The 12,992-nt window shown below is 71.4% G+C and carries 7 protein-coding genes; 3 read left to right on the top strand and 4 right to left on the bottom strand.

The window, feature by feature from the left end:
• From ACWEH3_RS30905 to recC, 3 genes are all read right to left on the bottom strand, one after another.
• Positions 1-1,286, bottom strand: a 1,286-nt coding sequence (locus ACWEH3_RS30905) for an AAA family ATPase (RefSeq protein ID WP_452358439.1), incomplete at its 3' end; no start/stop codon positions are given.
• The gene (locus tag ACWEH3_RS30900; protein WP_450014899.1) at positions 1,283-4,669 is read right to left on the bottom strand and encodes a UvrD-helicase domain-containing protein; all 3,387 of its coding nucleotides are present in this window, start codon (positions 4,667-4,669) and stop codon (positions 1,283-1,285) included. The genes ACWEH3_RS30905 and ACWEH3_RS30900, both read right to left, overlap by 4 nt.
• Positions 4,670-4,865: 196 nt before the next feature.
• On the bottom strand, positions 4,866-8,234 hold the full coding sequence (gene recC / locus ACWEH3_RS30895) for an exodeoxyribonuclease V subunit gamma (RefSeq protein WP_450014900.1): 3,369 nt from the start codon (positions 8,232-8,234) through the stop codon (positions 4,866-4,868).
• A gap of 256 nt (positions 8,235-8,490) precedes the next feature.
• Here recC and ACWEH3_RS30890 point away from each other — a divergent pair, with 256 nt between their 5' ends.
• Both ACWEH3_RS30890 and ACWEH3_RS30885 read left to right on the top strand, forming a co-directional pair.
• Positions 8,491-8,688, top strand: coding sequence for a hypothetical protein (locus tag ACWEH3_RS30890; protein ID WP_355070929.1), 198 nt, complete (start codon positions 8,491-8,493; stop codon positions 8,686-8,688).
• Positions 8,689-8,853: 165 nt separating this feature from the next.
• The gene (locus tag ACWEH3_RS30885; RefSeq protein ID WP_450014901.1) at positions 8,854-9,699 is read left to right on the top strand and encodes a tat pathway signal sequence; all 846 of its coding nucleotides are present in this window, start codon (positions 8,854-8,856) and stop codon (positions 9,697-9,699) included.
• Between the two features lie 12 nt (positions 9,700-9,711).
• Here ACWEH3_RS30885 and ACWEH3_RS30880 read toward each other — a convergent pair whose 3' ends face one another.
• Positions 9,712-11,208: a cytochrome P450 gene (locus tag ACWEH3_RS30880; protein ID WP_450014902.1), complete on the bottom strand. Its 1,497-nt coding sequence runs from the start codon at positions 11,206-11,208 to the stop codon at positions 9,712-9,714.
• Positions 11,209-11,436: 228 nt separating this feature from the next.
• Between ACWEH3_RS30880 and ACWEH3_RS30875 the strand changes: the two genes are divergently transcribed.
• Complete coding sequence (locus ACWEH3_RS30875; RefSeq protein WP_450014903.1) at positions 11,437-12,870, top strand: NAD(P)/FAD-dependent oxidoreductase; 1,434 nt, start codon at positions 11,437-11,439, stop codon at positions 12,868-12,870.
• The last annotated feature ends 122 nt before the right edge of the window (positions 12,871-12,992 follow it).

The following is a 12,992-nucleotide window of genomic DNA, read 5'->3' as shown; positions in this document are numbered from 1 at the left end:
GGGGTCAGCTCGTCGGGCGCGCTGAGCGACAATTCGTCGCCGCCCGCGCGCAACAGCTCGAGCGCGGCGTCCGCGTCCCCCGCCCGCACCGCGACGGCCAGCTCGGCGATCCGTCCGCCGAACCTGCGGCCCCGGGTCAGCCGGACGATGCCGCCGCGCAGGCGGGTGCGCTCCAGCGCGGTCAGGGCCTCGGCGTGCTCGCCGGTCGCCTCCAGACCGAGGATCTCGTCGAGCACGGGATTCGGGGTGGCCGCCACGGGTCCGGCGACCAGGTCGGCGAGCACCGCGCCCGCGTCGACCGAGGCGAGCTGGTCGGGGTCGCCCACCAGGACCAGGCGGGTGTCCGGGCGCAGCGCGGCCAGCAGTCGGCTCATCATGGTCAAGGAGACCATCGAGGTCTCGTCGACCACGATCACGTCGTAGGGCAGCCGGTTGAATTCGTGGTACTTGAACCGGGTACTGCGGCCGCGCTGCCAGCCGAGCAGCCGGTGCAAGGTGGCGGCGGTGAGTTCGGGCAATCCGAGCGAAATCGCTTGCTCGCGAACGGCTTCCTGGAGGCGAGCCGCCGCTTTCCCGGTGGGAGCGGCCAGCGCGATGCGCAGCGCGGGCAACTTCGGCTCGGTCTCGCGGTGCGCGGACAGCAATGCGATGATCCGCGCGATGGTGTGGGTCTTGCCGGTGCCGGGCCCGCCCGCGACCACAGTGGTCCAGTGCGTCGCGGCGAGCGCGGCGGCCAGGCGCTGGCGATCCGGCGCCGTGCCTGCCGACGCGTCGAACAACCGGTCCAGCTCCCGGCGCACGATGCCGGGAGCGACCACCGGATGGTGTGCGGAGCGCTCGGTGAGCACCTGCCGGATCGTCTGCTCCTGCCGGTAGTACCGATCGAGATAGAGCAGCGGACCGGCATCGCCCGGCCCCTGGGATTCGACGAGTCGCAGCGGCCGCAACGGACCCGCCGGTCCACCGCGCACCAGCGGACTCACCCGCAGCGCGGCGACCACGGCCGGGATGTCCGGCCACGGCAGCGTCGCCGGATCGATGCCCGCGTCCCAGTTCTCGTCGGCGTCGACGCCGATCTCCCGCATCCGGTGCAGTTCCAGGCACACCGAGCCGGAGCGCACCGCACGCACGGCCAGCGCCGCGGCGAACAGCACCGGCTCCGACGATTCCCGGCCCAGCCGGCCCAACCGCAGCGCCACGTGCACGTCGGCGGCCGAGAGCACACCGGCCTCGTTGAACGTGCGCAGCAGCCCGGTGCCGCGCTGCGCCACCTGGATCGAGGTCACCGCCCCGCCTCCCCTGCCAGCAGCGCCGACAGCGCCACGACCAGGTCGGCGGGCGGATGCCAGTCGAAGACGCCGCAGCCCGCCGGCGTCTCCGGTCCGATCATGCCGCGCACGAACAGGTATCGGACTCCGCCGAGATGCCGGGCCGGGTCGTAGCCGGGCAACCGCCAGCGCAGATATCGATGCAACGCGACCGAGTACAGCAGCGCTTGCAGCGGATAGTGGGAACGCAGCATCTCCGCGGCCATGCGGTCGCGGGTGTAGTGCGCGACGGTGAGATCACCCGTGCCGAGCCGGTTGGTCTTGTAGTCGACGACGACGAATCGCGGGTGCGCGTCGCCCGCGATACGGAGCACGGCGTCGATGCTGCCGGTCAGGTAACCGCGCAGCGGTATGTCCTCGAGCGCCGCGAGCTGTTCGGCGTAGGAGAACAAGTCGTCGTCGGCCGAAAGGTGCTCACGCAGCAACTCGGCGACGCGCCGCAGCGTCGCCGCGGTGGCGCCGACGCGGTCCCCGCCCGCCAGTGGCAATTCGAACTCGAGTTCGCTGAGACGGTCGCCGGGGGCGATGCCGGCCAGGCAGCCGCCCGCGAGCGGAGTACGCAGCACCGCCAGCAGCGCCGTCGCAAGCACGTCGGTATCCACTTCGGCCATCAGCTCGCCCACCGCCTCGCGGCACCGATCGCGCACCTCGGCCGCCAGATCCGGACGACCGGTGTCGATCCGCTCCAGGATGCCGTGCACCAAGGTGCCGAACTCCGCGCCGTAGGGCAGCGCGTTCATCAGCGACGCCGCGCCCGACGGTTCCGGCTCCGCCGCACCGATCAGGGAGGCACCCGCGGGCTCGTCGCCCGGCCCCGGCGCACCCTCCGGTTCGCTGTCGGATTCGGGCGCCGCCGGACCGTGCGCGGAGGCGGTCAGCGCCGAGTACGAGGTGCGCCGCCACTGCTGGTCCAGCGCCCGATCGAAGCGGGCCGCGGCCAGTGCGCCGGGCACGGGCCCGGTGCGCGCTCGCCGGATCGCGACACCGTCGGTCCCGGCCACCGCCGTCACCGAGATCGCCGCGCCCGCGTCCTGCGCCCACGTCGTAAGCGTTTGCGCGGCAACGGTGTCCGCGGGAACCGTGGCTCGGGCGGCGACGGCGCCACGATCGGCGCGGCCGAAGACCATACGGTGCAACGGCGATGCCGCCGTGGTGATCGCGGGCGCCCACCACGCGACGATCTGGCACATGGCGCGGGTGAGCGCGACGTACAGCAGCCGGAGCTCCTCGCCCGCCTCCTCGGCTTCGCTGCGCGCCTTGCGTTCGGCGTATCCGGGAGCGTCCGCGCCGCCGACATCCAGCACGCGCGCACCGTCGTCGGCGTGGAACAGCAACGTCGCCGGGTAGGGGTTCTTCGCGCTGTCCCAGGCGAACGGCAGGTACACCACCGGGAATTCGAGTCCCTTGCTCGCGTGCACGGTGGCGATCTGGACGGCGGCGGCGTCCCGGTCGAGCCTGCGGCTGCGGTCGGCGACGGCGCCGGAGGCGGGATCGCGCACGCGGTCGGCCAGCCACCGGGTCAGCGCGGTCAGCCCCAGTCCCTCGGTGAGCGCGACTTGGTCGAGCAATTGCGCGAGGTGCCGCAGGTCGGTGAGCTGCCGCTCCCCGTTCTCCACGGCGAGCAGCCGCGGCGCCAGGCGGGTTTCGGCGGCGATCTTCTCGAACACGGCCGCGAATCCCGCGCGGGTGAACAGCCGCGCCGCCTCACGCAGCTGAGCGCTCACCCGGCCGACCAGATCGGCCCCCTCGCTATCGATCTCGGCCGCGGTCACACCGAACAGCGGTGTGCACGCGGCCAGCCGCACCCGGTCGCCGCGATGCGGCTGTTCCAGCGCCCGCAGCACCCACAGCCAGTCGGTGGCGCTGTCGGTCGCGAAGACGCTGATACCGCCCGCGAGCACGGAGGCGACGCCGACGCGGTCCAGCGCCGCACGCACCACATCGATCTGCGAGCGGGTCCGCACCAGTACCGCGATATCGCCCGGCCCGATCGGCCTGCGCGCCGTGTCGACCGCCTCGATCGAATCGGCTTCGGACAGTACCGTTTCCGCTTTCCCATCCAGCCGCACACCGGATTCGAGCAGGCGCACGATATCGGCGGCGAGATCGTCGGCGACCCTGGCCCGCATGCGCCCGACGGCCGGGAAGCCGGATTTGTTCAGCGGTCCCGCGCCGGTGCGCGGTAGGCACCGGACCCGCAGCGGCGTGGTGAGTTCCGAAGGTCCGGACAACCGGGACCATGGTCTGGTCGGGGCGACCGGATAGACGCGGATCTCCTCGTGCCCCAGGGCCGCCGCGCCGTGCAGGTGATCCAGCGCGGCGAGCAGTCCGGCGTCGCTGCGCCAGTTCGTGGTGAGTTCTTTGCGGACGTCGGCGTGTGCCACCGCGTCCAGATAGCTGAGCACCTCCGCGCCGCGGAAGGCGTAGATCGCCTGTTTGGGGTCACCGACCAGCACCAACGTGGCATGCCCGTGGAACGACCTGCGCAGGATGTCCCATTGCAGCGGGTCGGTGTCCTGGAATTCGTCGACCAGGGCGACGCGGTAGCGCGCCCGGATGCGACGGCACGCGCGCGGGCCGTGCTCCGGGTCGGCGAGCACGTCGTGCAGCAGTACCAGCAGGTCGTCGAAGTCGCGCAGCCCGGCCAGCCGCTTGCGGCGCTCGGTCTCCGCGCGTACGGCGCGCGCGAATGCCACCCGCTCGCCGGCCTCGCCGTCGGGCTCGAGCGCCGCATGCCGGTCCCGCACGGCGGCCAGCGCGAGCGTGCGGGCCTCCTTCACCGAGAACGGCGGTTCCCCGCGCGCGTAGCGGTTGAGATACAGATCGTCGACGACGGTGCCGACGAGATCGTCGACGGTCTCCACCAACCTGGTGCCCGGGTCGTGTTCACCCGCGAGGCCGAGTTCGTCGAGCATGCGCTGGCAGAAGCTGTGCGTGGTGGCGATGGTGCCCGCGTCGAAATCCGACAGGGCGGTCAGTAACCGTCGCCGCCGCGACCGCACCTCGTCTTCCCCGGCCTGCGCGAGGTGCCGGACCAGTTCGTCGGCGTGCGCCCTGGCCGCGTCCGGATCGGTCAATCCCGCGGCGACGGCGACGAATCGGTCGCGGGTGCGTTCTCGCAGCTCCTGGGTCGCCGCACGGCTGAAGGTCACCAGCAGCAGCTGGGACACGTCGACACCCGCCTCGGCGACATAGCGCACGGCGAGACCCACGATGGCGTGGGTCTTGCCGGTGCCCGCGCTGGCCTCCAGCACAGTCGTGCCGGTGGGCAGCGGTCCGAACGGTTCGAACGCGGCCGCATCGAAAGCGTTTGCCGGGAAGGAGGTTTCCTGCACGGTCATGTGCGCCTCCTTCTTGCGCGGCCGGTGGTCACACACTCGGCGGACGTCGCGCTCGCCCCGGTGACCGGCCACGCCACACGGACCCGAAACGACTGTCCGAGCTGACATTCTGCCGCGCACCCGGCCGCCCACCGGCAACCGACACGCGCCGCGGCGGCGTATTCCGGTGTCACGTGCCGCGTCGGTTCGCGATCGGTCACGGCTGGCCCTGGCTTTCCGCGGCCAGCAACGGGGCCCACATGCGCCGGGCCAGCGCGCCGAAGCGGGTGCTCTCGCCGGGTTCGCCCGCAGCGGCGGGCGCGGCCATGAGTTCCTCGAGCCGGGGCGCCGGGCCCCAGACGTAGCGCAGGTGTCGGTCGGTGTGATCGCCGAAGGGCCCTGGACCGTTGGGGCCGCCGTTGAATTCGCGCTCCGCCGCCGCGATCGCGTCGTCGGTGCTCGCGCCGCGGAAACGACGTTCGGCGTATACCGCCGTGGCGGCGGGCGCGACGGGCAGCGGTTCGGTCAGGCCCTCGTCGCGCAGCGCGACGAGCCTGCGCAGGATTTCCACGGCCGCGGGCGCGTCGGGTGCGGTGAGCTCGCAGCGCCAGGTCGGACGGCCGAATTGGCCGCGGCCGGTGCTCACCGCCCGCCAGGAACGGTCCTCGGTGACGGTCAGCGCCAGCAGCGAAACCCACGCTCCGATCCGGTGTTTGGGGGCCAGCCGGGAGAAGGTGGTGCGGACCAGGGTGTCGCCGCGCACCTCGGGCACGGTGCCGGTGAGCCGCCGCCCGTTGCCCAGGTCGATCGCGATGTCCACCGCGCGCGCCGGGACCGCGTAGTCCGCCTGCGCGGCGCGCACCAACCGGTCCACGGTGTGCTCCACCTCGTCGAGCACGGCGGCGCCGAATCCGAACGGCGGCAGCGTGCCGCGCCGCCACTCCGCCGCCCGCAGCCCGGCCGGATCCGCGCCGGTCAGGCGGGCCGCGAGCAGGCGTTCGCCCAGCTCCCACTTGGCCAGGCCGTCCAGCTCGATGGGCAGCCGGTCGGCGATGTCCTCGTCGTGCTCAGGAACCCGCAGACCGAGCCGCTGCCACAGGAAAGCGCGCACCGGGTGCTCCGCGAACGAGATCAGATCGGCCAGCGCGACATCCGCCGTTCGCGCGGCGGGCAGCGGCGCGGCCAAGAATCCGGGCCGCGGCAGCGCGGGTCCATCGGCCGCGTGCGCGCCGGCCAGGGCCACCGTGTCGAAACTGAACGGCTGCTCGGCCCGGAAGTTCCTGCGATCGAAGGATTGCAGCGGATGCCGCGTCACCACCGAGCGCATCGCCGCGGCGCCGACGTGGGCCCGCAGCGCGTCCAGCAGCTCGGCGACCGGAACGGCGGGCGGCCGGTGCGCCCCGCTGACCGGGTCGGCGCCGGTGTGGAACACCAGCAGCGTGTCCCGCGCCGCGAGCACGGCGTCCAGCAGCAGTTGCCGGTCCTCGCTGCGCGGATCGCGTTCGCCCAGCAGGGGTTCACGGGCCAGCACATCGTCCCCGTCCGCGGCGCTCGCGCGCGGGAACATCTCGTCGTCCAGGCCGAGCAGCACCACCACCCGGTGCGGCACCGACCGCATCGGCACCATCGTGCAGACGGTCAGTTCGCCGGTGCGGAAGTTGGCCCGCGTGGGGCGCGCCGCCAGCCGCGAACGCAGCAGCACACCGACGTCGGCCAGCCGCAACGACACCTCGCCCGCGTGGTCGGTGGCGGCGGCGAGTTCCTGCCTGGCCTCGGTACGCACCCAGGCCTGCGCGTCCGGCACGTCGGTCAGCAGATCCAGCGCGCGGCCGAGCGCGGCCGCCCATTCGTGCGCGGGACGAGGGCCGCGCAGGTCGCGCAGGCACACCGCGAGCCGGTCGACGAACTCCGCGAAGCGTCCGGCCAGATCGACGTCGTTGCTGTCCACGTCGTCCAAGGGCAGCGCGAGATCCAGCCAATCGTCGGAGGTCTCGCCCGCGGTGACCCCGAGCAGGATCCGGTCCACCGCGCTGTTCAGCGTGTTCTGCGCGAAATCGGCGAGCCCGAACGCTTGGCGCTGACGCTGCCCGATGCCCCATCTCGCCCCGGACTCGGCCGCCCACTCGCGCAATCGTTCGATGTCGTCGTCATCGAATCCGCAACGACGCCTTACCGTTTCGGCGGCGGCGAGATCGAGCACCTGGGTCACCGTCACCCGGCCGTCGGCCAGCTCGAGCAGCACTGCGATGACCGCGAGCAGCGGATTGGTCACCCCGCGTCCCCGGTCGGCCAGGCGGACCCGCAAGCGGTGCGCCGGATGCTCCGAGTCACTCTGCGTCTCCGGCGATCCCGGCGCGCGCTGCCCGAATGCCGCGCGCACCAGCGGCGCGTACGCCTCCACCTCCGGGCACATGATCAGCACGTCGCGCGGCTCCAGCGTCTCGTCGGCCGCGAACAGCCCGAGCAGGCTTTCCCGCAGGACCTCCACCTGCCGCGCGGGGCCGTGACACGCGTGCACCTGCACGGTGCCGTCGGCGCCGACCTGTCCCGCCACCGGGGGCCAACGATCGTCCCGGATGCCTCGTTGCAGCGCACGCAGCAATGTCATGGACGAATCATGCTGTGCCGCAACGTCATCGAGTTCACTGATCGGATGATAGGTGTCGGTTCCCGTGACGGCGGACGCGGCCAACCGCTGCTGCAACTCCCGGACGTCGCGCGCCAGTCCCGCCAGCAGCGGATGGGTGACCGCCGTGGCACTGCGGTCCTCGGCGCGCGTGCGGGCAGGGGGCAGCTCGCTCAGGGTCGACCAGAGGACCGGACTCGGATGCACGAGCCACAGGTGCACGTCGCGACCGGCGGCCAGCGCCGACAGCACGGCCAACTGGTCGCCGGCCAACCGGGTCACGCCGAACAGCGACAACCGCGGCGGCAGCGCGACCAGATCCGGCCGCGCGCGCAGCCGGGCACAGGCGGCGTCGAGCCGCTCGGCCGGGCTCGGCGCCCCGATCTCGGCGCGCAGCCCGCGCCACAGCATCGGCTGCCAGAGCAGGTCGCCGGGTACCGGAGCGCCCGCGCCATCGGTGTCCAGGCCCGCCGCCCACTCGGTGATCAGCGCGGGACGCTGAGCGCCGTAACTGTCGAACAGCGCGGCGACCTGTGCCGCGGTCGCGTAGCGCCGTCCGGCGCGGTGCTCGCCGCCCGTGGTGTCTCCCGCGCCGAGATGCCTGGCGGGCACCGCGCACCAGGGCTCGGACAGCGAGGCGTCGATCACCCGCAGCAGGGTCCACACCGCCCGCTCCTGCGCCCACGGATCCTCCGCCTGCGCCACCCCGCTCGCCGCGGCCAGCGCCTCCGCGACCAGCGCGGCAGGCGAGGGGAAGGCGATGTTGGCGCACACGCCGTCGGCCGCTCCGCCCGCGCCGAGCACCCCCGAGAGCATCTGCGTCAGCCAGCGCTCCACGCCTTTCGCGGGCACCGCGACCACCTCGGCCGCGAACGGGTCTTCCTGTGGCGACGCCAGCACTCCGGCGAGCGCACGGGCGAGGACGTCGGCGCGCTCGGCACGGTGGATGTGCAGCGGCATCTGCGCCCTCTCGATCGGTGGTGTCCGGCCGCCCGGCCTCGGACTTCGTGCACGTTTATACGCCCAGCGACCGACGTGCAACCGCACCGCCCCATCCGGAGGTCAGTGAAATAGACCACACCAGAACGGATTACTCCGACGTGTCACACGGGCGCCGCCGCGGCGATGTGCGACAGTGCTGCACCGGGAGGAGAGCTTGCACCGGGGCGGAACGAGAGAGCTGCACCGAAAGGCTGGTTCGCGTTCTATGGATGCGATGGTGATTCCCCTGCTCCCGAAAGGCGGATTCACGGTCCGCCGGATCGGTGACCGCTGGGACCTGATCAACTCGCGCCACTACGGTCGCACCGTAGTCCTGCATTCCTGGCCGAGGGACCGGCACACCGAGGCCTTCGAGCACTGCTACCGGCTCAACGGACGCACCGTCGAGGAACTGCGCGCCGCCTTCCGCTGACGTGCCCAGCCGCGCGGTGACGATCGAAATCCACTGCGGCGCAAGCACCCGGAACGGGCGTTAGCACACCCTGGATCCGAGCTCAAGACGTGCGTCCGGACCCGCGATGTGCGATCGTCATCCCTCGTGCGTTATCCGTCCCCCGCCACCCGAACCGTTCCCCGCGTGGCTGCTTCCGCCTGTGTCCTCGCCGCAGCGGCGATCATCGCTCCGAGCCTGCCCGCCGCGCTCCCGACCGCGGGCGCGGTGCCGCTCGCGCACACGCAGGGCTGCCTGCCCGGCTTCGACTGCGATCTGAGCAGCCGCATCGCGAAGGCCGACGCCTACCTCAACAATCGTCCCGGTGTCACCGGCTACGTCTTGCGCGACCGGGTGTCCGGTGGGGTCTACGCCAACGCCAACGCCGAGAACGCGGTCTGGACCGCCTCCACGATCAAGCTCGCGATCGCCGCGGACCTGCTCAACCGGGCGCGGGTCGGCGCCATCAACCTGACCCCCGAGGACCGCGGCCTGATGGAGGGCATGCTCGCGACCTCGAACGACGGCGCCGCCGACCTGCTCTGGACCAAGTACGCGGGCGTCGACCGGATGGCGTTCAACAACGCCTTCCGCGCCAACGGGATGACCTCGCTGGCTCCCCAGCCGACCAACACCGCGCTGTTCCCGGACTGGTCGTTCCAGAAGTGCACCGCCGCCGACCTCGACCGCCTGATGGACAACGTCCTCAACCACATGCACCCCGACGACCGCAACTACCTCGTCGATCGGATGCGCGCGGTGGACTCCAACCAGCACTGGGGCGTGTGGGGCGCGGGCGCGAGCATGCGTCCCGGACTGAAGAACGGCTGGTCGGCCGAACAGGGCGGCTGGGTGGTCAACTCGGTCGGCTTCGCGGGACCGGGCGAGCGCTACACCCTGGCCATCATGAGCTCGCTGGGTGACAGGGGCGGCTACACGGAAGGCGCCGAGACCGACACCAAGCTGGCGGAGATCCTGCTCGCGGGCCGCTGACCGCCCGGCCGCTCAGGCGGCCGCGCGCCTGCGCAACGTCATCGGCGCACCGTCCCTGGGGAAGGGAATCGTGGTGAATCCCCAGGGCATGCGGTATTTCTCGGGGATCCGCCACTCGTATGCACGCACCAGGGCGGCGGTCACCGTCTTCACCTCGAACGTGCCGAAGTGCATCCCGATGCACTTGTGCGCGCCCGCCCCGAACGGCATCCACGCGAGGCGGTGCGACTTGTCCTCGCGCCGCTGTTCGCCGAACCGCTCCGGATCGAAGCGTTCGGGGTGGGTCCACAGTTCGGGCAGCAAGTGATTCACCTGGTAGGCGAGGTCCACCGGGGCGCCGGCCGGAATGTAGTGGCCGGCGATCTCGGTATCGCGCACGGCGCGGCGCGACAGTCCAGGAACCGGCGGCATCAGCCGCAGGCTTTCCCGGACCACCAGGTCCAGATCGTGCAGCGCCTCCAGGTCCGCGATGGCGGGCGCCCCGTCGCCGAGGCGCGCGTCCATGTCGAGCACCTCGGCGCGCACCCGCTGTTGCCACTCCGGGTGCTTGCCCAGGTAGTACGCGACGGCGGTGGCGGTCGTCGTCGTGGTGTCGTGCGCCGCCATGATCAGGAAGATCATGTGGTTCACCACGTCGGCGTCACCGAAGACGCCGCCGTCCTCGCTGCGCGCGTGGCACAACCCGGAGAAGAAGTCCGCCGTCTCGACGCGGCGCTTCTCCGGCAGCATCGCGGTGAAGTAGTCCTCGAGCACTCTCCTGCCGCGCAGCCCGGCCCGCCAGTTGCCGCCCGGCACCGAATGCCGGATGATCGCCAGCCCCGCGTGCGTGCAGTCGACGAACGCGTCGATGAGCCGGCCGCGCCGCGGGCCGACATCGACCGCCATGAACGTCTCGCCGGCGATCTCGAGGGTCAACTCCTTGATCGCCGGATACAGCCGCACCGTGCGTTCGGCGTCGCGCCCTTCCGGCACCCAGCGTGCGATGTACTCCCGCGCCACCGGCGTCAGCGCCGCCAGGTGCGCTTCCAGCCGGTCCCTGGTGAACGCCTGCTGCATGATCTTGCGGTGGAATTTGTGCTCGTCGAATTCCAGCAGCAGCAAGCCGCGCCGGAAGAACGGGCCGATGAAATAGTCCCAGCCCTGGCCGAAGTCACGGCGCCGGTGCCCGAGTACTTCGTCGAGTGCGTCCGGTCCCGCGACCAGCACCCGGTCGACACCGAGCGATGTGTTCAGCGAGACGGGTCCGTACCTGCGGTAACGCTCCATCATCTCGGCCGGGCCCCAGCGCATGTAGTGCAACGCCCGGCCCAGGTAGGGCAGCCCGGCATCGCCGCGCACCGCGACGGTGCCGCTGCCCCGCGGCGGGGTGGCCAGCACTTGGCGCCGTTCCGGCAACAATCCCAGGGCCCGATCGATCAGATGGCCGTGCGGTACCTCGATCAGCGCGATGTTCTCCGAATCGGCCCGCACGCTGGGCTTCCGGCCGATCGCACGGTCACCGGCGACCATGGCAATCCTCCCTGAGCGACAGTTACCATCGTAGGCTCTCGACCTCGCCCGCTCGGCCGGTTCGGTCGCGACGATCCTCCCCGCCCCGGCCCGGCGGCAGTGAGATATCGCACCGCAACACGCCAAGAACGGACATCTCGTCGTGACGGTGCCCGACTCGACGGCTACGGTTTAGCTGTCAGGAACCCCCGCCGGGGACGACCCCCAGGTCCATCGAGGAGCAGGACGATGAGCACTCAGACTGTCGAGAACGGCCGGCACCGGGTGGTGGTGATCGGCTCGGGCTTCGGCGGCCTGTTCGGCACCAAGCACCTCAGGCGCGCCGACGTCGACATCACGCTGATCTCGAAGACCTCGACCCACCTGTTCCAGCCGCTGCTCTACCAGGTCGCCACCGGCATCCTTTCGGTCGGCGAGATCGCGCCCGCCACGCGGCTGGTGCTGCGCAAGCAGAAGAACGCGCAGGTGCTGCTCGGCGAGGTCACCGACATCGACCTGACCGCCAAGACGGTCACCTCGCGCCTGCTCGACAAGGACACCGTCACACCCTTCGACAGCCTGATCGTCGCGACCGGCGCGCAGCAGTCCTACTTCGGCAACGACCGGTTCGCCACCTACGCGCCGGGCATGAAGACGATCGATGACGCGCTCGAGCTACGTGGCCGGATCCTCGGCGCCTTCGAGCAGGCCGAGCTCGCGATCACCCAGGAGGAGCGCGACCGCCTGCTGACCTTCGTCATCGTCGGCGCGGGCCCGACCGGCGTCGAGTTGGCCGGACAGATCGCCGAGCTGTCCGACCGCACGCTGGAGGGCACCTTCCACAACATCGATCCGCGCGACGCGCGGGTGGTGCTGATCGAGGGCGCGGGCGCGGTGCTCGGCCCGATGGGCCCGAAGCTGGGCGGCAAGGCCGAGCGGCGCTTGGAGAAGATGGGCGTGGAGATCCAGCTCAACGCCATGGTGATCGATGTCGACGCGTTCGGCGTCACGGTGAAGGACTCCGACGGCACGATCCGCCGCATCGAGTCGGCGTGCAAGGTGTGGTCGGCGGGCGTGCAGGCCAGCCCGCTGGGCAAGCTGATCGCCGACCAGTCCGACGGCACCGAGGTCGACCGCGCGGGCCGGGTCGTGGTCGAGCCGGACCTCACCGTCAAGGGCCACCCGAACGTGTTCGTGGTCGGCGATCTGATGTCGGTGCCGAACGTGCCGGGGCAGGCGCAGGGCGCCATCCAGGGCGCGACCTACGCCGCCCGGCAGATCACCGCGGGGCTGAAAGGCCAGGCGCCGCAGGAGCGCAAGCCGTTCAAGTACTTCAACAAGGGCAGCATGGCCACGATCTCGCGGTTCAGCGCCGTGTGCCAGGTGGGCAAGCTGGAGTTCGGCGGGTTCATCGCGTGGCTGGCCTGGCTGGCGCTGCACCTGTACTACCTGGTCGGCTACCGCAGCCGGATCATCACCGTCATCCAGTGGTTCGTCACCTTCCTCGGCCGCAGCCGCGGACAGATGGCGGCCACCGAGCAGTGGGTGTTCGCACGATTGGCTCTGGAGGCGATCAGCAACGCCGACGACGAGGAAGCCGAACAGCTGGCCGCCGCTCTCGGCGCTTCCACCAACAGCCGGGTCGCGGTGGACAAGGCGCATACCGACGCGAAAGCCGGCTGATCCCGCCGTAATAGCGTGTTCGACCAATCCAGGTCACCGGCAGATCCGAATGTGGGGCGTCGACGTCTCCTTCGGATGAAAGGTGATCTATGGGCACAGGCAAGCACCGAGCACCCAAACCG

The organism is Nocardia sp. NPDC004718, assembly GCF_053601535.1.
This window is presented reverse-complemented; position numbering and strand designations above follow the sequence as displayed.